Source organism: Bacillus sp. 22483 (genome assembly GCF_052044605.1).
GTDB lineage: Bacteria > Bacillota > Bacilli > Bacillales > Bacillaceae > Bacillus > Bacillus altitudinis.
The window spans coordinates 271,788-293,299 of the sequence record NZ_JBQENU010000002.1; the positions used below are offsets into that span (position 1 = coordinate 271,788).

Genomic DNA, 21,512 nt, shown 5'->3' on the forward strand with positions numbered 1-21,512 from the left:
TTAAAAAACTATAATAATAAGTGTAAAAACTTTTTTAGGCGGATGGGATGAAAACGCCTTCAATGACATCACTGTCGACATTATGTGTGTAAGGGGGAAGATCACATGACACAAGTAAAACGTCTTCTGATTAACTACAAAACATTAGAAGAATTTAAACAATTTAAGGAATATGGCATACAAGAACTTTCCATGCTTGAAGACCTAGAAAGTAATATGATTGAAAATGACAGCAACTCTCCATTTTATGGGATTTACTTTGGAGATAAGCTTGTGGCACGTATGAGCCTCTATCAAGTAGATGGCTCGACGACGACGTATTTTGACCATAATCATGATTATCTAGAGCTGTGGAAGCTAGAAGTGCTGCCAGGATATCAGCGTAAAGGATACGGCGAAGCGCTTGTTGATTTCGCAAAATCTTTCGGCCTTCCAATTCGAACGAATCCACGCGTCAAATCTGCCGGTTTTTGGGATAAAATGGGCTTTGAAGCGGTGAAATATGATATGGAACGCGATAAAGGAGAAAACCCACTCATTTGGGAGCCTGCACATATTCAAAAGAACACAGGTGAGTCCGCTTAATCATTTTAATCAATAAGAAAACGCCCCTCTTTCCATCTGTGAGGGGCGTTTTCTTATTTTGCGTAATCTTTTAAGCTGATATTCTGTTTGACTCTTTCAACAATACCAATAAGTGCCCGGTAATCTTCTTCTGTCATTTTTAATTGACGCTTCAGCTGTTCATTTTCTTCGGTGAGTGATTTTAATTGATGCTGTGCATCTTTAAGCTCCTCCCGTAAATAAGCTGGACCAGATGGTTCTTTCTCAAGCTGCTCTAGAAACCGAATTACTTCTCGAAGCGTCAGTTCAGTCTGATCAGAAGATGCCTTCTCCTCTATGGTGAACGCATGCTGCGGTAAACCCGAAGAATGGATACCAATTTTTTTACGCAGTTCTTTTCGCTGTTTTTTGGCAAGCTCAATGCCTGCCTGGTACTGCTTTCTGACGTAAGAATTCCACCTGAATCCACATGCTGCTGCTGTTCTTGACAATGCTTTTCCAACCTCTTCAAATGCTGAAAGCTGGGTACCGCCATCTCGGATATGCCTTAAGACAACTTCTGCTAAAAGTAAATCTTCATCTTGTGTCCATGCGTCCTGCCGTGTAATCGTCAACTCATCATCCCCCCTGAATCTGAATACCACATCATATGCGCTTACTAGAGTAGATAGACTATTTGCAGGAGAGAAACCTAAAAAATAGATCAATAAAAAAACGCAAGGGAAGATTCCCTCACGTTTTTTTATCAAGCATTAGTTGCTTTTTACGTCTTTGCCTTTGTATGTTCCGCAAGATTTGCAGACACGATGAGAAATTTTCATTTCACCGCATTCTGGGCAAGCTACCATACCAGGTACTTGTAGTTTGAAATGCGTACGACGCAATCTTTTTTTCATTTTAGAAGTTCTTCTAAAAGGTACAGCCATTATTCCCACCTCCTTAAAGAGTTAAGATTCATTATTTTCTTCTAAGAGCTTTTTCAAGCCTTCTAGACGAGGATCAATTCGGTTTTGATGTGCATCTTCCGAAATGACCGCCCAGTCATTCCCTTCCTGTGGTGCAGCACCTTTTACGTCAGCTTGGTCGCAAAAGATTTGCATGGGCACTTCAAGAAGAATTTCTTCCTTGACTATAGGCGTTAAGTCGATGATATCGTCTTCTACAACAGATACGTCTTCATCTTCTATGTCGTCTGTCTTATGAAGTACAAATAGTTCTTTTGTTGAAATCGCAAATGGATAATTTACATCAACAAGCGTTCTTGAACAAGGCAATGTCATTTCACCTGTGATGGTTAAATCAAATGCGACTTGCTTTGATTCGATCACTCCAGTCCCTTTCACCTCTACTGGTGAAATACGACGTATATCTGAATGAAGGCTAGTAAGTTCATTTAAGTCAACCGTCTCATGAAAATCGAAGCTGTTTTTAGCTTTTTGATGTAACTGATAAACTGTCCATTTCAATTGTATCACCTCTAAGAGCAACAAACATGATTATAGCTTTCATCATGCTATTTGTCAATATTTTTTCTTTACAGTCCTTCATGATGTCAAAGGGCTGTTTGACATCAGTTCTCGGAATGCCTACACTGAAAAAAATGGTCTTCATTTTTCCCTTATGCTACTGTAGCACAGACCATTTAACCATAGCAAGAAAGGCGGAACATCTATTGAAAGCAGTGGGAGTCGTTGTCGAGTACAATCCATTTCATTATGGGCATGCCTATCATGTGAATCAGGCGAAAAAACAAACCTCCTCAGATGTTGCCATTGCCGTCATGAGCGGTTCTTTCCTCCAGCGCGGGGAGCCTGCCATCGTCTCAAAATGGGCACGTACAAAAATGGCACTGCAAAACGGCGTAGACATTGTGTGTGAGCTTCCATACATATATGCCGTACAAAAGGCAGAAACCTTCGCCAATGGCGCTGTGTCCATCCTCGATGCATTAAAATGCCATTCTCTTTTTTTCGGCAGTGAGGATGGAGAGATCAACGCATTTGAGCGCACAGCACACGCTTGGCATGAAAAAAAGGCAGAGATTGATCTTTTAACAAAAGAAAAGGTGAAAGAAGGTCTTAGTTATCCCGCAGCAGCAGCAGGTGCGTTTCAAGAGGCCATTCATTCTGAACACTTACTGGATTTGTCCAAACCAAATAACATTTTAGGCTTTCATTATGTTAAAGCCATCTTAGAGAGAGCTCCTCACATGCAGCCTTTTACGTCTCAAAGAATTGCATCTGATTATCATGATGAAGAACTGCCTGACAACCAAAAAATCGCAAGCGCCACAAGTATCCGAAAAGCATTAAAAGAACAGAGCTCATTTCAAGCAGTCACGCCCTACCTCCCGGACGCTACTTTAAAGCAATTACACGACTATCATTCTTCATATGGTCTTTTACATACGCAAGAAGCCTATTTTCGCTTTCTGAAACATGTTTTTCATACAATGGATACGAGTGAATTAGAGGGCATCTATGAAATTGAAGAAGGCATTGAACACCGCATGCAAAAAGCCATGACACATGCATCTTCCTACGAGGAGTATCTATCACTTGTCAAAACAAAACGATATACGTGGACAAGGTTACAGCGGATGAATACGCATCTATTAATGAACGTGAAGAAAAAGACGATGCACGAGCTGCTTGAAGAGAAAAAAGCGCCCTATATTCGTTTACTTGGAATGACAAGGAAAGGACAACAGTACTTGTCTCTTGTAAAAAAAGAGTTGGATGTACCACTTGTGAGTAAACTGTCTTCCTTTTCACATCCCGCCCTTGATCTTGATATTCGCGCTTCAAGGGTGTTTAGCCTTCCCATCTCTGAACCCATGCAAACAGAGTTAACAAAAGCAGAGTTTAAAACATCACCGATTCGATATGATGAAGAGAGCGGACTCTTTTCATCTCGATAGAAAAAAAGCAGCCTGATTTGCAGGCTGCTCTTTTTTATGATGCTTTCTCTTTTAATTTGTTTAAATAGTTTAGTGCGTCCTGCATGGTATCCACAGGAACGATTTTCATATCACTTTTAATATCTTTTGCTGTTTTGACTGCATTTTTGTAGTCAGAGTTTGGGTCACCTTTATCATTCGGTGCAAAGAAGATGTCTTTTCCTGCTTTGTCTGCTGCAACAACCTTTTGATCAATTCCGCCAATCGGTCCGACTGTACCATCTGCATCAATCGTTCCAGTTCCTGCGATCGCATAGCCGTGTGTTTCATCTTCTTTTGTCAGCTGATTGTAAATTTCAAGTGACATCATTAAACCAGCCGATGGACCGCCGATGTTTTCAATATCCACTTTCACAGAAGGAGACACTTTCACATGACGGTCTGTAAATAATGATACGCCAATTCCCACGCGTTTTGGCTCTTCTTTAAATGGTTTTAACGTCACGTTCTGCGTGATTTCTTTGCCATTACGTTCAAGTACAAAACGGACAGTCGTGCCTGCTTTTTTACTGCTGATATACGAAACCATTTTATCTGCTGACTCATATGTATGGCCGTCGACGCTTTTGATCTTATCGCCAACTTCAATCTTCCCATATGCAGGCATTCCTTTCATCACATAGCTCGCATATACCCCATTAAACGTATAATCTACTTTTTTTCCCGCTTTTGTATAAGCGGCAATCATCGCATTTTCTTGAGAACTTTTCATGAGCTGCAGCTGCCGTTTCATATAATCCTCATCAGACTCTCCGTCCGCTTTAATATTTTCTTCTGGAACGATTTCGTCATACTTGTTCATTTTTGCAAGCAAATACGTATATGGATTGGCTGGACCTACTTTAATGGTCATAAGAGAAAAGCTGCCCTTCTCGCCATATCCTCCGTCTACTTGAATGTGTGGCGCAATTTCTGTTGCATCACCTGGCTTTGTGACGTAATAGGGCAGTTTCACAAAAGTTAAGCCAAATAAGACTAGAACAACAGCAAAAAAGCTGAGCCAGCGAATATTTAATTTTTTCATTCGATTAACACTCCCATTTATCAATGACATCTTTCAGTTTTCCTTTTAGTTGGTCGGCGGCGAGTTCACCTGCTTCAATCATTTCTTGAACCTGTGTAAACGCACTAGAGCTAAAGGTCTCGAGCTTCGGCCGAATCATGAGATCTGCATGAATGGTTTGGTGACGAACCAATTCATTTTGAAGGATGTCCAAACTTTGCATAATGACATCCGATAATCTCGTTGCCTTTTCTGTTTTTTTCACCCTTGATACATCAGAGGCGATAATGAGATCTGCCCCCATTTCTTTGAGAACAGAGACAGGAATGCGGTCCACTACCGCTCCATCCACCAATTGCCTGCCGCCTATTTCATGCGGAACAAACACACCCGGAATGCTAATGCTTGCCCTGACTGCTTGTGAGACAGACCCTTCTTTGAACACAACCTTCTCCCCTGTCTGAAGGTCACAGGCGACAATCGCAAGAGGCATGCGCATTTCTTCAATATTCTTCCCATATGTAAACGTGTGAATCAGCTGCAAAATTCGATTTCCTTTTAACAGACCGATTTTTGGCAGTGTATAGTCAGCATAATACTTTCTTCTGAAGACAAGTGCAAGTTTTTTCATTTTTTCTACGTCTTGTCCTGCTGCATAAAAGCTCCCCACAAGAGCACCAATACTGCTTCCTGCGATCATATCCACCTGAATTCCTTGTTTCTCAAGACTAGATAAAACCCCGATATGCGCCATCCCTCTGGCACCCCCGGAGCCCAGCGCAAGCCCGATAATCGGTCGTTTCATGAATCCACCCTCCTCTTTCTATGCATATATACGAATCTATAGGTCTAAACATGCCCCTTCTCATCGTATAGTAATAGAAGACAGGCTCGGCTAGCATCTCTTTTTCTTTAATCACGAGCTCGCCAATAGATTATAACGGCAAGGGGCGACATCTCCATGAAAAAATGGAACACTCTGTTCATCGCTGCTTTTTTTATCTTTTTAACAGCCACTGTGATTACACATCCACAAGCCTCTTTGCAAGCATCGAAAAATGGACTTGCAATGTGGTGGGAAGTGGTTTTTCCATCGCTGCTACCTTTTTTTATTTTGTCCGAGCTATTAATCAGTTTCGGAATTGTCAGATTTGTCGGCGTATTATTAGAGCCATTTATGCGGCCTATCTTTCGGGTGCCTGGTGTCGGCGGATTTGTGCTGGCGATGGGAATGGCCTCTGGTTTTCCTTCTGGCGCTAAATTGACGACAAGACTTCGGCAGGAAGGACAGCTGACAAGAATTGAAGCAGAACGCCTTGTGTCGTTTACCAATTCTTCAAACCCTTTGTTCATTTTTGGAGCAGTGGCTGTAGGATTTTTTCATCATCCAGCTTTAGGCATTGTGTTAGCCTGTGCACATTATTTAGGAAATCTCGCGGTTGGGGTGACGATGCGCGGATATAAAGCACGTCATGATGCGCACCTCAGAAGCCGAAAAGGATTTTTATTGCCTCCAATTCGAGAAGCATTCAGCGCTCTTCATATGGCAAGACTCGCAGAAAAAAGACCACTTGGCCAAATATTAAGTGACGCTGTCATGTCATCTGTTCAAACGCTCTTTATGATTGGCGGCTTTATCATTTTATTTTCTGTCTTTAGTAAAATGCTCGCTGTCGTTCATGTAACAGATCTTCTCTCTATCGGGATCGGCTCTATACTGAAAACGATGCACCTTCCGCCGGAATTAGATCTAGCCATGATTGCGGGTCTATTTGAAATCACATTAGGAAGTCAGCTCACAGGGTCACAAGAGGTTTCCCTGCTCGCTAAAACAATTGTGGTCAGCTTTATTTTAGGATTTAGCGGATTCTCCGTTCAAGCTCAGGTAGCTGGCATTTTGGCAGCAACCGATATACGCTTTAAACCGTTTTTCTTCGCCCGTTTACTTCACGGTATTTACGCAGCCGTCTTTGCCTTTTTGTTATTCAAACCCCTTTATGTCTCTAAAGCAGACATGGCGCTTCCAGCAGGGGCATTTGAATCAAGCGAGCAAGTCGTGATGTTTAGCAGCGTTTTATGGAATCAACTTGTATCTGTTGGTCCTCTCATCACCTTGTTCAGTCTGATCGTGTATATTGCGCTCTATTATCAGAAATTAAAAAATGGATGAGTGCACAATGCACTCATCCATTAAATTTTTCTTTCAGCGCAGCTTCGACCTCTTGCGGTACAAGCTCTTTGACTGATCCATGATACTTCGCTACTTCTTTAACAATACTTGAACTTAAGAAGGAGTATTGATTATTTGTCATCATAAAGAACGTTTCAATGTCATCATTCAACACTTTGTTCATTGATGTCCCTTGCATTTCGTATTCAAAGTCCGTCACCGCTCTAAGTCCGCGCAAAATGACTTTCGCCTCTTTTTGTTTCGCATAATCAACGAGCAGTCCATGAAAGGATTCCACTTTGATATTTGGTAGCTCCTTTGTTGCTTGACGAATGAGTTCACATCGCTCTTCAACAGTAAACAACGGCTTTTTTGACGAGTTATTGAGGACGCACACATATACTTCATCAAAAATCTTTGCCCCTCTTTTGATAATATCCAAATGGCCCAATGTGACTGGATCGAAGCTACCCGGACAAACGGCTATATTCCCCATGCTTTAATTTCCCCGCTTTCTATAGATCGTAATGCCAGTCATTCCGTACATTTCCTGCCTTGAGATATGCAGCTGTCCTGCTTCCTCTGGCAGTGTCACATCTTTATCATGCTCACACACAATGACGCCATCATCTGCTAATAAGGAATGCTCATCAATCGTATCAAGAAGTGCTTTCAACTTTTGATCTTTATACGGCGGATCAAGGAAGATGGCTTGAAAAGATTCTTCTCGCTTCACTACAGCGGCGAGTGCACGGTTTGCATCATTTCGAAACACTTCACTTTGATCCATCAGCGACAATTGATTCAAGTTGCCTTTAATCGTCTGAATCGCCTTCATATCTCGATCCACAAATATACAATGATCGAATCCTCTAGAAAGCGCTTCAATTCCTAAACCACCACTTCCAGCAAATAAATCAAGGGCCCATCCCCCATCAAAATACGGTCCAATCATATTAAAAATGGATTCTTTTACTTTATCTGTTGTTGGTCTTGTTGATTGGCCGGGTACGGCTTTCAGCGTGCGGCCTTTTTTTGTTCCAGAAATCACTCTCATTTTTCCACCACTTTTTCTGCTTGCATCTATTGAATATTGTTTGATGACAAAAAATTCAACATTATCTTACCATATCCACTCCACATGGGACAATGCACTGAATTCCATTCATTTTCTATGTATAGATCACAAAAGAGAGGGTCATACTACTGTTAACAGCATCTGATGTGGTGCTGTTGCCAACCGCGGAGAAGACTTACGTTTCCCCATAAGTTCTTCCTCCGGTTTCTCCTCTCCCTTTGCCTTCTCCTTAATGAATCATTAAGAATAGAAGGACCCCGCGGGTGATGCCGCGGGGGTTTTTTTGTGTCTTTAAAAGCCCACCTTATAATCATACTCTTTTGCTTTGTCCAATTTCGATTCGTACTCTAATTTAATAAAAGGTTTATAGGAAGGCTCAACACGTTTTACAAATGGCAATGAACTGAGCTTTGCCATGTGGCGCTCAAGATCATTCATATCACAATAAATCACTGCATATTTCATTTTCCTTGAAATATAGTGAACATTCCCAAATTTCCTTAGCGCTTTTGACTGCTTTAACGAATGCAGCCAAACGACCATCCCTTGACGTTTAGTATCCATCTTTTCACCTGCCGCTTTTCAATTCTTTCCGTTCATTATGTAAAAGACGAGACGTTCAAGTCTCGTCAAGATACTTTACAGCCACAGCTGCCTCCTGATCCACAGCCACCGCCGCATGATGATAGACCATCAAAATATGGGTTCCCTGTTGGAACTTTAATATATGCTGATACAGCTTGACCGATTTCAATACTAATCTCATCTAAGATGGATTGAATCGCTGTTTCTGCTTTTTTGAAATCAACCACTGTATCGTGAAGATCTAGCTTTCTTTTGACCTCACGCATTTCTTTTGAGATCGTTCTATAGTCCGGATGGTATTTGCCGAACCGCTGCACATCTTCATATTGCTCTTTTACTTTTGTAAAATGGGCAATAATTTGTTGGGCTTCTTCGTCTTGCTGGAGACGCTTAAAGCAGTTGCGGTAATGTTCAGCCTCCTCCGACTGAAGAATCATGGCAGCCAATTGATTTGCTTCCTCTTGGAGCTCCACGAATTCGATTGTCGCATACATAAATGTTGCACCTCCAATTCATAGTTTACCACGAAACCTATGGATCAGAAAATGCTTTTACGTGACAAATACATCCCACGTCTCTCTTTTCTGCTTATATTCAGGGTGACGAGAATTTAGCACAACGGTCATTTTATGCTTTCCTTTTGAAAGGTGCTTGACCACAAACGCCGCAGTATACTCATTGCCTGCCCGTTTCCCGTCTACATACACAGTAAAATACCCCGCCTTCTTATCCTTTTTGAGGGGTGAAGGTTCAAGGTGAAAATCTTGAAGTGTACTTTCTATATACACAACAGATCCCTGCACTTTGTATTTTAAAAAGCCTTGCTGCTTCATTTCACTTTGCGTCTGCTGCATGACTGGTACTGCTGGTTCTTGCCTAGTTACTTGCTCTTGATCATGTTGACTTTGACATCCGGTGAGAAGAAAAAGCAATGCGCATATTGACAGCATCCATTTCATGTTCTGATTCTCCTTTCGTCTACTTTCATAGGATGCTCATGAAATAGACATCTTAATCAACTCAAAAAAAGCCTCAGCCGGCTCCATTTTGATTGCGCATTGCTTGGAACATCTGGATCATCATTTCAGCCATTTGGACACTATTGCTCAACTGGCTCACACGATGAGGAATGGTTTTTTCGTAAAAGTTCATTTTATCTAATTCAAACGAAGTGACATTTTCAGGATGCCGCGTTAACTGTCTATACCAGAGTGGGCGCTGCCTGATGAATTTGATTCGATCCTCTTCGGCCATGACAAACTCTTGTACTTCTCTCCGCACCAAAAGCATCCCCTTTCAATTAATCTTTCCTGAAGGAGAATGGGTGCTGGCTGCCTCCAGATGAACCCTTCTTTGAGCCATTTGATGAAAATTGACCGAGTAAGCTTTGTAAAGAGGAAATAGACTGGCTCATTTTATTAATTTGTTCATTCATTTGATCAGCGTCCATTTTTTTCACTGCAGAAACCATTTTAGACATAAAATCTGCTTTTCCCGGTTCACTTTGCTTAGCGGCTTTTTCTTCTTTTGCTTCTTCCGTTTGTGTTTGCCGGTAAGGAGACCACATGTCATCTTCCTCACCAAACATGACCCAATTCTCGTATAAACTTTGCCAGCTTTTTTCTTGCGTCTGCACTTCTTGAATTAATTTCGGATGGCGTCTGACGAACTGTTTAAATTCATCAATGGATGTTTGCTTTTGCTTATTTGTCATATCCTCACCCCCCATACAAATGCCTACTATACTATATACATCTGGGTCTATTTTGGTGAGCCCTTTTCATAAAAAAACAGCCGCCATCTGTGCGCAGCTGTTTAGAGGATTAAGACGTTTTCTTAATGAAGTTTTGTGTATAATACTTTTCTTTCACACCAACGCCAAGGTGCGTGTAATCTTGATTTAACAATGCCTTCCGGTGACCTTCGCTATTCAGCCAACCTTCTACAGCTGCAGGGCCATCAACATAATTATACGCAATGTTTTCCCCCGCAAGCTGAAATGCGACCTCGCCTCTTTCTAACCGGTCTTTCAGCGTGCCGTATTTTTTAGATTCATGGGAGAAATAATGATGATCCTTCATGTCCTCACTATGCATGAATGCCACTTCAGAGGTTTCATCGTCCCACTTTAAGGTCGGCAGTTTGTACTTATGGCGGATAATATTGGTCATATCAAAAATTTGTTTTTGACTCGACGCTTCAATATCCTTCCACTTTTCGCCTGATATCGCCTCAGGTTCAATTAATTGACCTCGATAAACGACTTCATACGGCTTTTGTTTGACAAATGTATCTGCGTTAAAGGCTCGAATGCTCGAAAGAGTGCTTTCAAACTTATCCATGTAGAGCTGGACATACACATCATCTCCCACTTTCACCGTCGGCCTGGTATTCATATCATCTTCTGAGAATTCAAAGCGATATGAATTTCCCTCGTCCTCTACATGAATGTAAGGAGCGATTTGTGTTTTTTTAAACACTTCACTTGTGGCTTGACCGATTTTAAACGGCTCAACATTCAGCCCATCCCCTGTTGCAAACAAGGTCACCACTTTACTGTCCTTTACCCCTACTTGAATATAGTGTTTCTTCGATTGATTGTATATCCACCAGTCATAATCATATGCGGAAGGATCAATGCGATCTGGTTCCCCTAGCTGTTTAAGCACTTCGTTTGAAGACTTCCCCATAAAGGACATGAGACCTTTTTTCGGAATGTTGATCGGCTTATCGCTAGATGTTTCTTCATTAGACACCTTCGGCTCATTGCTGTTTTCTTTTTCTGGTGAAGATCCATATTGAATAAACAGAACGTACGTTCCAGATATAATCAGGAGGATGAAGAGTGTTTTCAGCACAGTTTTCAAATAAACACCTCCGTTAAATTGGCAAGGTACAAAAAGTACCTTCTACTGTCATTTAAACAAAACTTGCTCCATTTATCAACGACAATACAGCCTATTTAACACGAATTTAAAATATGCCCCTCCTAATGAAGAAATCCTTGGCCATGATCCTGGTCTTGTTGAGAGATTTCCGTCAGAGCATCACCTGCACGATCGTTTGATAAATCTTCAACTGATAAATCCCCAAGGGCTACGATTCCTGTGAGTGCCCCGTTTTTGACAACCGGGATACGGCGGAGCTGATGTTCTGACATCAACCGGACAATTTCTTCTAGGGTTGCATCTTCTTCAGCTGTCAAAACTTCCTTCGTCATGAGGGCACCAACCTCTTGTGAGTTCGGCTTTTTCTCAGCAATACCTCTAAGTACAAGGTCGCGGTCTGTGACAATACCAACAAGCTGATCTCCGTCGACTACTGGAATGGCACCAATGTCAGCATCTTTCATTTTGACTGCCGCTTCATATGCATTGTCGTCCTTTTGCAACGTCACTACTTTTTTCGTCATGATATCTTTGATTTTTTTCGTTTTCACGTTGATTCCTCCATCCGTTATTTTCTTTATTACTGTAACCAGCTTATAAAAGAACATACCCTTCACAGTTGAAAGTTTAACGCTTTCATACTATGATTGTCAGTAAAGGGAATTTTTATAAGGAGGGGTTTTGGGTGAAGTTTGAAGGTACGGGGATTGAAAAGGTATCAGCTGACTTAAATAAATTGGATTTCATTATGGAAAGTGAAGGATTTGTACGAGCCGATCAATGGGATTATGAGCGTGTGACGTACGACAGGAAGTATAACATGGTAGAGGGGACGTTTTACTTACGGATCTCTGGCTACGCCACTGAGGGAGATGTCGGCTCCAAAAAAGCCCACATCCAGCTGCTGACACCTTTACTTGGAAAACACTATTATCCGCATGGTGTTGAATATGGAGAAGGCGAAGATTTCCCTAAATCTCTTATTCAATCCAGCAAAAAAACGCTGAACCAATTGAAAGAAAAACTAGAAGCGATAACTGCTGAAGCATAAAAGAAGCACAGCCCCTACGGCTGTGCTTTCAGCGTGTAGACAAACCCTCGCATTCGTTGTCAGTCCTGTGCGCTGGTGCTCACGAATGCCAAATTCGCTCCGCTCCAGTGCTCGTCCTTCCTAGGACTGCAAAGGTTTTCTATCACGCTGAAAAAAAGAAGACAAAGGGCTAAAATAAAGTTCATTTTAGCCCTTTGCCAACAATCTGGAAGCACAGCCCTACGGCTGTGCTTTTCATTTATTCATATTTCGGAATGAGCGCATCTGGTACGGCATCTTTCGCTCTTTCTTTTCTCGCCCAGTCAAAGAAGACAACAGCAAGAATCGATCCGTATACAATCTCCTGAATGATTTTCATCAAAATAGCACCTAGCTGCTGATCTTCTAGCAGCGGCAATGTATGAAACATGTCAGGTCCCGTAAGCGCAAGACCAGCAAGCATATCACTCGGTACGCATAGGTGCAGTGCTTGTATCCATGCGCCGGCATCTGAATAAGTGGCATAGATAGGCGCTTCACTAAACATAATGAGTGCGCAGGCAGGTGTCATTAAAATCCCATCTGCCATAATATATCCAAGCTTTAAAATGCCTGTAATCTGCGGCTGACTTTGCACTTTATGGACAAGCGGCCACCACATGAAAAAGGCAGCGATAAAAATGACAACCGTCATCAATGCGTGATAAAACGGATCTGTTTTGACAAAATCGAACACAAGCGGAATATGATACAGCGAAAACAACCCGTTAAAACCGAGTAAGGCAATCAACGGCTTAGAAAACAAGCGGAAAATCGGCTGAATACCCCGTGTTTGAATGATCCGCTCCCAAATCGCCGCAGGTAAACCTGTAATAAGAAGGGGCGGGATGACCAAATAGAGCACTGCCATTTGCGCCATATGCGCACTGAACATAATATGCCCCATTAAATCAATCGGGCTCCCCTTCACTGCATAAAGCAACACAAGCCCCGTGAGAAACAGCGTTTTCTCTTTCACCGTCGCACGGTGCTTACCCTTCGTCACGAGAAGCAGATAAAAAGCGGCTGCTGCTACAATACATGTCAAATAGTAAGGACTCCATAATGCACGAAATCCAAATATCTCTAAGTTTTCCATTGCTGCGCCTCCTTCAAGGGCAAAGCGAGCTTACCACCAAATAATGGTCAAAAAGGCTAAAACGGTAATAAACGCGACAAACACACCTGAGTAAAGAAACAACGCGGGTGTTTCATGCCCTTTTTGGTTCATGTGCATAAAATAATAAAGCTGAAAAGCGACCTGAATCACTGCAAGCAGTAAAATAAAAGGGACAGCGAACCAATTTCCGACGTCTTCAGAGGCGATTGTTAAAAAGGCAACAAACGTTAAACCAATCATCAAGCCGAAAGAAATGAGCTGATGCTTCATTTCTTCGGCATTTTTCTTTTTCCGATAGACAAGATCGACTTTGGACTGATTTGTGTTTTTATTTCCCATTCTTATCCCACCATTCCCATTAAATATACAACGGTAAAGATGAAGACCCACACAACATCAATGAAGTGCCAATAAAGGCTTGCCACATAATATTTTGGTGCATTGTATAAATCGAGTCCGCGTCTCATATTCCGAATCATCAGAGCGGTGATCCAGCAGAGTCCAAATGCGACGTGAGCCCCGTGTGTTCCAACAAGCGTATAGAAGGAAGAGCCAAGTGCAGAGCTCGTAATGGTAAATTCATACGCATGCACATAATGATAAAACTCATAAATTTCTACCCCTAAAAATCCAGCACCTAAAAGAACGGTTACACCTAGCCAAAGCTGCATTTTTTTAAAGGCAAAGTTTTTCATATGATACATAGCATACACACTCGTTAAACTGCTCGTTAACAGAAGCATTGTGGCAATAAAGACAAGTGTGAGGTCAAACATTTCAGTTGTTGTTGCGCCGCCTGCATTTGAATTTTTCAGCGCCAAATAAGTGGCAAACAAAGATGCAAACAGGACCGTTTCTCCCCCAAGAAACAACCAGAACCCGACGAACTTATTCTTTCCTTCTAACGTGGCTTTCTCAGGAGAAGCCGGAAAGGTTTCCGCTGTCATTTTTTGTGGTTCCATTATGCTTTCACCCCTTTGTCATCGTCATCCGTCAAATCTTCTTTGTGAATATGGTATCCATGATCATCTTTAAGAGAGCGAACGAGCATGGTCGCAAACGTGATCCCAAGACCAATGAAGATCACCGGTAGACCCCAGCTGTGTTCTTGACGATACATAAAACCAAACGCTGACACAAATAGACCGAATGAGATAATGATAGGCAAGATGGAATTATTCGGCATGTGAATATCATCGAGCGGTTCAGATGCTGTCATTCCTTTTTTACCATCCATTTTCTCAATCCATAATGGATCAAGTCCCCGTACAAGAGGCAGCTGCTTAAAGTTATATTCTGGCGGAGGTGAAGATACTGCCCATTCAAGCGTTCTTCCATCTCCCCAAGGATCGCCCGATACACGCTCTCCTTTTGCTGTCGTCCAGATGATATTAATCAGCATGATCACAACTGCTACAAACATGAACAGTGCCCCAATCGTACTGACCAAGTTCCCAAGGTCTAGACCCTGACCTGGCAAGAATGTAAAGACTCGGCGCGGCATGCCCCAAAGACCGAGAAAATGCTGGATAAAGAACGTTAAATGGAAACCGACGAAAAACAGCACAAAGCCAATTTTCCCAAGCTTCTCATTCAGTATTTTCCCAAACATCTTCGGCCACCAATAATGCACACCAGCTAAAATACCGAAGACCACACCACCGATAATGACATAGTGGAAATGCGCCACAACAAAGTACGTGTCATGGAACTGATAATCCGCTGCTGCTGCTGCAAGCATGACGCCGGTTACACCGCCAAGTAAGAATGACGGAATGAACGCAACTGAATATAACATCGGCGTTGTAAACTTCACATTACCGCCCCATATGGTGAGCAACCAGTTAAATACTTTAATTCCAGTTGGCACCGCAATCGCCATTGTGGCTACGGCAAAGATCGCATTGGCAATTGGACCAAGTCCTGTTGTGAACATGTGATGCGCCCACACCATGAATCCAAGGAAACCAATTAATACAGTCGCAAACACCATGGACGAATAACCAAACAATCTTTTTCTTGCAAACACCGGAATGATCTCAGAGAAAATCCCAAATGCCGGCAAAATCAAGATATACACTTCTGGGTGTCCAAAAATCCAGAACAAATGCTCCCAGATGATTGTATTTCCGCCGAGCTCTGGATTAAAAAAGCTCGTATCAAACATTCGATCAAGCATCAGCATCGCAAGTCCTGCTGTCAGCGGCGGGAATGCGAATAAAATTAGTGCAGATGCCACAAACGTCGTCCAGGTAAAGAGCGGCATTCTCATATACGTCATACCTGGCGCTCTCATATTAATAATCGTTGCAAGAAAGTTGATTCCGGCAATTAGCGTACCAATACCCGCTATCTGCAACCCTAAAATATAGAAATCCATGCCGTGCCCTTCTGAATTCAGCGTGAGCGACGCATAGGCAGTCCAGCCTGCATCAGGTGCCCCGCCCATAAACCATCCAAGGTTTAAGAAAATACCACCGAAAAAGAACAGCCAAAAACCAAGTGAATTCACAAATGGAAACGCTACGTCACGTGCACCAATTTGAATGGGTACAACCGCATTCATTAATGCAAATAAAAGCGGCATTGCTGCAAGGAAAATCATCGTTGTTCCATGCATCGTCATGACTTCATTGTAAAACCCTGCACTCACAAAATCATTTTCAGGGATGGCTAGCTGAATACGGATAATCATCGCTTCCAGGCCACCAATTAAAAAGAAAAATCCCCCTGCCACTAAATATAGTATGGCAATTTTTTTGTGGTCAACCGTCGTTAAGTAATCCCATAAGACAGCGCCAAACCCCCGCTTTTTAGCTATTGTACTCACCATGAAATCCCCCTCTTATCTCCCATTTGCCCCTTTTCATATCAATGTCTATCTTCACGTTCTAAAAACAGACTATATCTGACAGATGACTTATTCTTGGATGTAGAGACTTATTCGGGAGCTCTTAACAAAAACTTCACATAGATCGTATACCCTTTTGAATGTGCGCAACTTCAAGCTGCTCAAGGCATTTACTGTATTTTAAGACCTTTTAAATACTCGTAGAGTGCATCTGCTTCTGAGTCATTTAGTTTAGGGTACGTCCCTGTCATCTTATTACCTGGTTTAAAGCTCTCTGGATCTTTCAGCCATGCTTTGACATTTTCTTTGTTCATGTCTTTAATTCCAGCTACTTTTGTCCGCTCTCCGAAGGTTGCAAGGTTTGGAGCAGTCCTTGCCGCCTCTGGCCGTTCATCTCCAGGCTCTACCGCGTGACAGCTTAAACAGTTTTTCTCTTTAAAGAGTTTTTCACCCTCAAGGGCTAGATCTGACGTAGATGCAGGCTTCTTATAATCTGACATCTTTTTCGTCCAGCCTAAAAACTCATCTTGAGAAAGCGTTTTAACTTTAAAGTCCATTAAAGCATGTGATGGACCGCAAAGCTCCGCACATTTCCCATAGAAATATTCTCCAGCATCTTTCGTTCGTTTTGAGTCAAATGTTAAATAAAACTTGTTCTCGTTGTCTGTATTTGTATCAATTTTACCCCCAGCCGATGGAACCCAGAAAGAGTGTTTCACATCGGATGCTTTCAGCTTAAAATAAACCTTTTGGTCAGTTGGAACAATCAATTCCTGACTTGTCACAATCCCATAATCAGGGTATTCAAATTCCCACCAATATAAGCTGGCTCTTACATTCACAACAAGTGTTTTTTCAGGATCTCGTTTTTTCTTATCCATAGCGCTTGTATCCCCTAGCTCAAGCGTGTATGCCACAACAGGTACAACGAGAATAATGAGTAGAAGTATCGGAATCGCTGTCCACGTAATTTCGAGGTTACGGTTCCCTTCTACCTGTTTAGGAATCGTATCTTCTCCCACTTTAGAACGTTTGAATTTAATGATGACGTAAAAGAAAATGATCGATACAACAATAACGACAAGAACCATAATAAGTGTACTCAGTACCGTTAGGAAAAACTGTTTATCTGCTACTTCCCCAACTGGCCTCAGTGTTGATAAGTATGGTTCACCGCAGCCCGCCAAAACGAGCGTCAGTAAAAGAAACAGTGAATAAACACGCCATTTTCTTATCATAATTTGTCCCAACCCCTTTTGCTTGATCTCCTTTGCCTTTCGCTTTTTACCTCTTATTTATAAAATCACCTTTCACCCATCCATAACCCCCGCCTCTTATAAAAGCACTTACATTTCCTCTTTTCATAAAAAAATGATGTTTTTACTCAAAATACCATCTATGTATAAACAGAAAGCCGCCTAAATAGAACTGAATATCAGGCGGCTTTCATAGTTGTAAGAAAATGTTGTGTTATAAGATATAGCCATTGTTTTGATGTGATCAAAGTGTATTTCACTCTAGAATAGTGTAATAATAATCATCGCAACGAAAAAGATTGTTAAGTAGTTTAATGAATAAACGAACATGAGTGTTGACCACTTCATGATATCTTTCATTTTAAAGCCCATAAGACCAATGACGAGCCATCCAATGTTCAGCAATGTGCCAAGTGCGACAATCGGCCATCCTAATCCACCTAAGAAAAATGGAAGCGGGAGAAGACATGCTGTCCAAATGATGATTTGGCGTTTTGTGACTTCAAAGCCGTAAACAACTGGCAGCATTGGAATACCTGCTTTGCGGTAATCTTCCGTTTTCTTAATCGCAAGTGATAAGAAATGCGGAATTTGCCAGATGAACATAATCATAAACAGGACCCAAGCCGTTGTGTCGATGGTGCCTGTAACAGCTGTCCAGCCAATTAATGGCGGAACCGCACCAGATACACTCCCAATGACTGTATTAATGGTGTAATGACGTTTAGACCACATCGTGTATAGAACTGCATAAGTAAAGACACCGATAAATCCAATCACTGCTGATGTAACAGTTGTCATCAGAAGCATAATCAGTCCAAGTACAACAAGCAGAATACCAAATGCATACGCTTGACCTGGCTGAACTTTACCTGTCACCGTCGGTCTTGTTTTTGTTCTTTCCATTAGTATATCAATATCACGGTCAAACGCATTATTAATGGCGCATGAACCGGCAATAATAAGAGAAGAACCAATCATTGTTAACAGAACAATATCAAGATTCCCAAGGAAACTCATATCTGTAAAATAAAAAGCAAGCCACATTCCAGTAAATGTTGTAATGAAATTGGAATTGACGATGCCCATTTTAATAAGAGCAAGAAAATCTTTTAAAGCGGTTGTTTCTTCTATTTGTCCATGAATAGCTGCTTCCGCGGCTGTTTTGGAATTTGCCAATGTGTATAACCTCCCTTGCCCAAACCTTCAAACGAACGAATAAAACGTAAAATCGTTACAACTCTATCATACAAGATAAAGAGCTGTAAAAAAACATCCTATTAAATAATAAACGACAAACTTGAAGTTATTTGTGAACTTTTCGTGAATTTATTAGGATGTGCGTTTCAGAAGGCGGTGCAAAATGAAATATTCTCTCCTCTATTTCTATCAGACTGTCAAAGAAAGATCAAGCACTCTAAATCTGTAAACTTTGTGAACTAACATATCATTTTTTTGTGAACTTTGGTCATTATGAATTGCAACAGAACACGCATTTGGCTTAAACTTGAGAGCATGTGAGGTTTTCATTTAGATCAGAAGTTATTTAGAGAAGGTGAAATCATTTGATGAAATTTGCTTTAAGGTTATTGAGCGTTGTCACAACATTTGTGATGCTGATCGTTCTGATTGGCGGTGCGCTTGTGACGAAAACTGGCTCCGGTCTTGGCTGCGGCAGACAGTGGCCCCTTTGCCACGGTCGTTTCTTTCCAGAAATGAACCCTGCTTCCATTATCGAATGGAGCCACCGCATGTCAACAGGAGTTTCCACCATTCTTGTACTGGCACTGGCGGTCTTATGCTGGAAAAAAATCAGTCCAGTATTCCGTGAAACCAAATTTTTGGTCATCATGTCCATTATATTCTTACTGCTTCAAGCGCTGTTAGGGGCACTCGCAGTTGTGTTTGGTTCTAACGCACTTGTCATGGCACTGCACTTCGGTATTTCACTGATTTCTTTTGCTTCCATTTTACTGCTGGCCCTGCTTGTGTTTGAAGCAACCAGATCTGAAACAAAGCTTGTGAAGCCGCTTCATATCGGCAAAAGAATGCAGTTCCATATTTATGGGTTGATCACATATACGTATATTGTGGTGTATACGGGCGCCTATGTGAGACATACAAAATCAAGTCTTGCATGCTCTGTCTTCCCATTTTGTTCAAAAGACGGCGCACTTCCAGCGTATTTTAATCAATGGGTTCAAATGTCTCACCGAGCAGCAGCCCTTCTTTTATTCGTTTGGATATTTGTTGCGATGTTCCATGCCCTTAAACATTATAAAGAACAAAAGCAGCTGTATTATGGATGGATCATTTCAGCCATTCTGATTACACTTCAAGCGATCTCTGGTGTCATGTCTGTTTATTCTCAGCTCGCACTCGGTTATGCGCTTGCTCATTCATTCTTTATTTCTTGTTTGTTTGGGGTACTATGCTACTTCTGCTTACTCATTGCCCGGTTTAAATATGAAAATAGAGAGCCTTTCAGATAAACATACAATCCCCCTTTCATCCGAAAAGGGGGATTTCTTTTATGTTTGTTTCGCTTCTTCAAATGTCGAAATGGCTCTTTTTCGTCTTTCTTGATGATCGACTGTAGGCAGAGGATATATATCCCCCAGCACACACCCCGATTTCATCTGCTCATCTATCGGCATTTTACTCGGTTCATGAATCCATTTTTCATTCACATGCTTTAGTTCTGGTACATACCTTCTAATATATTCTCCACTTGGATCAAATCGTTTCGACTGGGTCGTTGGGTTAAAAATACGGAAGTAAGGAACCGCATCCGTTCCAACAGAGGCCGCCCACTGAAATCCCCCAATATTCGAAGCCTCATCATAGTCGACAAGTTTTCTCGCAAAATACGCTTCGCCCTTTCTCCAATCGATGAAATAATCTTTTGTCAGGAATGAAGCCGTCACCATTCTCAAACGGTTATGCATCCAGCCTTCTTCATTTAACTGTCTCATCCCTGCGTCAACGAGTGGGAAGCCTGTTTGTCCTTTACACCAAGCTTCAAAAAGTGTCTCATCATCATTCCATTTTATATGTTGAAAGGAGGAGTTGATTTCTTTTTCTTTCATCTCTGGATAATGCGCAAAGATCATATGATAAAAATCACGCCATGCCAGCTCTTTGATAAATGTTTCCTTGCCCTCATCTTCAAAAAGTTCTTCCTCATTGACAGCATGAAAGATCGTGCGAATAGAAATGGTCCCGGTTTTTAAGAACCGAGACAGCTTGCTCGTCCCAAAAACAGACGGAATATCTCGTTTCTCGTGATAACGCGTCAATCTTTCTTGAATAAAGCCGTCTAGCGTGCTTCTCGCTTTGTCTGACCCAATCTGATCGAATTTCCTTGTACATTTCTTGATGATGTCCCTTAGTTTCTCATCTCCCTTTTCAGAAAGTGACTCATCACAAATCGTGTGCTCACTGCTCAGAAATGATTTGTCAACTTTTATCACAGACTGCTTCTCCTGCTTCCGCCACGCTTGATAGTATGGAGTAAACACTTGATAATGAGACCCATCCGCTTTTAAAATATCTCTCGCCCCATGCAGATGCGTATCTTGCCACTTTGACACATGAATGCCCTTTTCTTCTAAGAAACGGGTCACTTGCTCATCACGTGTTCGACCATTTCCTACTTCGTCCTCATTAAAAAAGACCGCATTGATGTCATAAGCATTCATGAGCTTTTGAAAAGCGGACAAAATATCATCATGAATGAGATGAACATACATGTGAAATTCTCTCGCTTCCTTGACGAAATTGGCCAAGTTTTGAAAGAAATGTTCGTTGTTCAAATCCAGTTCCATTTCTGTAAAAAACGGATCTAGATGATAAAAAGCAAATAATCGGTACTGATGTTTTTTTGCATATGTGATCGCTTTTGATAAGGCGATATGATCATCCAATCGCATATCTCGGCGAAACCAAATCACGACAATTTCCACTCTT

Annotated in this window: 26 protein-coding genes; 5 read left to right on the plus strand and 21 right to left on the minus strand. The window is 41.7% G+C overall.

Annotated elements, in window-relative coordinates; translation table 11 throughout:
• Positions 1-105: 105 nt before the first annotated feature.
• Complete coding sequence (locus tag ACTJJQ_RS04285) at positions 106-585, plus strand: N-acetyltransferase (RefSeq protein WP_007499784.1); 480 nt, start codon at positions 106-108, stop codon at positions 583-585.
• A 53-nt stretch (positions 586-638) separates the two neighbouring features.
• Here ACTJJQ_RS04285 and gerR read toward each other — a convergent pair whose 3' ends face one another.
• The 3 genes from gerR to ACTJJQ_RS04300 form a co-directional block, all read right to left on the minus strand.
• Positions 639-1,178, minus strand: a complete 540-nt coding sequence (gerR, locus tag ACTJJQ_RS04290) for a sporulation-specific transcriptional regulator GerR (RefSeq protein WP_017359370.1) — start codon at positions 1,176-1,178, stop codon at positions 639-641.
• A gap of 138 nt (positions 1,179-1,316) precedes the next feature.
• Positions 1,317-1,490, minus strand: a complete 174-nt coding sequence (rpmF, locus tag ACTJJQ_RS04295) for a 50S ribosomal protein L32 (protein ID WP_008354700.1) — start codon at positions 1,488-1,490, stop codon at positions 1,317-1,319.
• Between the two features lie 21 nt (positions 1,491-1,511).
• Complete coding sequence (locus ACTJJQ_RS04300; protein WP_008345010.1) at positions 1,512-2,030, minus strand: YceD family protein; 519 nt, start codon at positions 2,028-2,030, stop codon at positions 1,512-1,514.
• Positions 2,031-2,236: 206 nt separating this feature from the next.
• On the opposite strand from ACTJJQ_RS04300, the gene ACTJJQ_RS04305 reads away from it, so the two are divergent.
• Positions 2,237-3,484 (plus strand): nucleotidyltransferase, encoded by a 1,248-nt coding sequence (locus tag ACTJJQ_RS04305; protein ID WP_349497111.1) that lies wholly within the window; start codon positions 2,237-2,239, stop codon positions 3,482-3,484.
• A 34-nt stretch (positions 3,485-3,518) separates the two neighbouring features.
• Here ACTJJQ_RS04305 and ACTJJQ_RS04310 read toward each other — a convergent pair whose 3' ends face one another.
• Both ACTJJQ_RS04310 and ACTJJQ_RS04315 read right to left on the minus strand, forming a co-directional pair.
• Positions 3,519-4,547, minus strand: coding sequence for a SepM family pheromone-processing serine protease (locus ACTJJQ_RS04310; protein WP_017359372.1), 1,029 nt, complete (start codon positions 4,545-4,547; stop codon positions 3,519-3,521).
• Between the two features lie 4 nt (positions 4,548-4,551).
• A complete protein-coding gene (locus ACTJJQ_RS04315) occupies positions 4,552-5,331 on the minus strand; it encodes a patatin-like phospholipase family protein (RefSeq protein WP_025207288.1) in 780 nt (259 codons plus the stop codon).
• Between the two features lie 156 nt (positions 5,332-5,487).
• On the opposite strand from ACTJJQ_RS04315, the gene ylbJ reads away from it, so the two are divergent.
• Positions 5,488-6,696 (plus strand): sporulation integral membrane protein YlbJ, encoded by a 1,209-nt coding sequence (ylbJ, locus tag ACTJJQ_RS04320; RefSeq protein ID WP_440599982.1) that lies wholly within the window; start codon positions 5,488-5,490, stop codon positions 6,694-6,696.
• Positions 6,697-6,709: 13 nt separating this feature from the next.
• On the opposite strand, the gene coaD is transcribed toward ylbJ, so the two are convergent.
• From coaD to ACTJJQ_RS04365, 9 genes are all read right to left on the minus strand, one after another.
• Positions 6,710-7,192 carry a pantetheine-phosphate adenylyltransferase gene (gene coaD / locus ACTJJQ_RS04325; RefSeq protein ID WP_007499803.1) on the minus strand — a complete coding sequence of 161 codons (483 nt, stop codon included), beginning with the start codon at positions 7,190-7,192 and terminating at the stop codon, positions 6,710-6,712.
• Positions 7,193-7,195: 3 nt separating this feature from the next.
• Positions 7,196-7,753: a 16S rRNA (guanine(966)-N(2))-methyltransferase RsmD gene (gene rsmD, locus ACTJJQ_RS04330; protein WP_007499805.1), complete on the minus strand. Its 558-nt coding sequence runs from the start codon at positions 7,751-7,753 to the stop codon at positions 7,196-7,198.
• Positions 7,754-8,065: 312 nt separating this feature from the next.
• Positions 8,066-8,338, minus strand: a complete 273-nt coding sequence (locus tag ACTJJQ_RS04335; RefSeq protein WP_008345023.1) for a YlbG family protein — start codon at positions 8,336-8,338, stop codon at positions 8,066-8,068.
• A gap of 65 nt (positions 8,339-8,403) precedes the next feature.
• Positions 8,404-8,853, minus strand: coding sequence for a YlbF family regulator (locus tag ACTJJQ_RS04340; RefSeq protein WP_017359375.1), 450 nt, complete (start codon positions 8,851-8,853; stop codon positions 8,404-8,406).
• Positions 8,854-8,910: 57 nt separating this feature from the next.
• On the minus strand, positions 8,911-9,318 hold the full coding sequence (locus ACTJJQ_RS04345; protein ID WP_007499810.1) for a hypothetical protein: 408 nt from the start codon (positions 9,316-9,318) through the stop codon (positions 8,911-8,913).
• A gap of 73 nt (positions 9,319-9,391) precedes the next feature.
• Entirely contained in the window at positions 9,392-9,640 is a 249-nt protein-coding gene (locus ACTJJQ_RS04350; protein WP_017359376.1) for a YlbE-like family protein, read from the minus strand.
• Positions 9,641-9,659: 19 nt separating this feature from the next.
• Positions 9,660-10,073: a YlbD family protein gene (locus ACTJJQ_RS04355; RefSeq protein ID WP_024720298.1), complete on the minus strand. Its 414-nt coding sequence runs from the start codon at positions 10,071-10,073 to the stop codon at positions 9,660-9,662.
• A gap of 109 nt (positions 10,074-10,182) precedes the next feature.
• A complete protein-coding gene (locus ACTJJQ_RS04360) occupies positions 10,183-11,226 on the minus strand; it encodes a CAP domain-containing protein (protein ID WP_008345031.1) in 1,044 nt (347 codons plus the stop codon).
• Between the two features lie 122 nt (positions 11,227-11,348).
• The gene (locus ACTJJQ_RS04365; RefSeq protein ID WP_045034299.1) at positions 11,349-11,771 is read right to left on the minus strand and encodes a CBS domain-containing protein; all 423 of its coding nucleotides are present in this window, start codon (positions 11,769-11,771) and stop codon (positions 11,349-11,351) included.
• 161 nt (positions 11,772-11,932) lie between these two features.
• Here ACTJJQ_RS04365 and ACTJJQ_RS04370 point away from each other — a divergent pair, with 161 nt between their 5' ends.
• Positions 11,933-12,298 (plus strand): YugN family protein, encoded by a 366-nt coding sequence (locus tag ACTJJQ_RS04370; protein ID WP_008345035.1) that lies wholly within the window; start codon positions 11,933-11,935, stop codon positions 12,296-12,298.
• Between the two features lie 238 nt (positions 12,299-12,536).
• Here the strand turns inward: ACTJJQ_RS04370 and ctaG are convergent, their stop codons facing one another.
• The 6 genes from ctaG to cyoE form a co-directional block, all read right to left on the minus strand.
• Complete coding sequence (gene ctaG, locus ACTJJQ_RS04375) at positions 12,537-13,415, minus strand: cytochrome c oxidase assembly factor CtaG (RefSeq protein ID WP_017367183.1); 879 nt, start codon at positions 13,413-13,415, stop codon at positions 12,537-12,539.
• 30 nt (positions 13,416-13,445) lie between these two features.
• A complete protein-coding gene (gene ctaF / locus ACTJJQ_RS04380) occupies positions 13,446-13,775 on the minus strand; it encodes a cytochrome c oxidase subunit IVB (protein WP_003211520.1) in 330 nt (109 codons plus the stop codon).
• 2 nt (positions 13,776-13,777) lie between these two features.
• The gene (ctaE, locus tag ACTJJQ_RS04385; protein WP_007499822.1) at positions 13,778-14,398 is read right to left on the minus strand and encodes a cytochrome c oxidase subunit III; all 621 of its coding nucleotides are present in this window, start codon (positions 14,396-14,398) and stop codon (positions 13,778-13,780) included.
• Complete coding sequence (gene ctaD, locus ACTJJQ_RS04390; protein ID WP_007499823.1) at positions 14,398-16,269, minus strand: cytochrome c oxidase subunit I; 1,872 nt, start codon at positions 16,267-16,269, stop codon at positions 14,398-14,400. Before ctaD ends, ctaE begins: the two co-directional genes overlap by 1 nt.
• A 188-nt stretch (positions 16,270-16,457) precedes the next feature.
• Complete coding sequence (gene coxB / locus ACTJJQ_RS04395; protein ID WP_440599983.1) at positions 16,458-17,525, minus strand: cytochrome c oxidase subunit II; 1,068 nt, start codon at positions 17,523-17,525, stop codon at positions 16,458-16,460.
• 279 nt (positions 17,526-17,804) lie between these two features.
• On the minus strand, positions 17,805-18,722 hold the full coding sequence (gene cyoE / locus ACTJJQ_RS04400; RefSeq protein ID WP_007499825.1) for a heme o synthase: 918 nt from the start codon (positions 18,720-18,722) through the stop codon (positions 17,805-17,807).
• Between the two features lie 389 nt (positions 18,723-19,111).
• Here cyoE and ACTJJQ_RS04405 point away from each other — a divergent pair, with 389 nt between their 5' ends.
• A complete protein-coding gene (locus ACTJJQ_RS04405) occupies positions 19,112-20,035 on the plus strand; it encodes a COX15/CtaA family protein (protein WP_008345045.1) in 924 nt (307 codons plus the stop codon).
• Between the two features lie 39 nt (positions 20,036-20,074).
• Here ACTJJQ_RS04405 and ACTJJQ_RS04410 read toward each other — a convergent pair whose 3' ends face one another.
• Positions 20,075-21,508 carry a cryptochrome/photolyase family protein gene (locus ACTJJQ_RS04410; RefSeq protein ID WP_440599984.1) on the minus strand — a complete coding sequence of 478 codons (1,434 nt, stop codon included), beginning with the start codon at positions 21,506-21,508 and terminating at the stop codon, positions 20,075-20,077.
• Between the last annotated feature and the right edge of the window lie 4 nt (positions 21,509-21,512).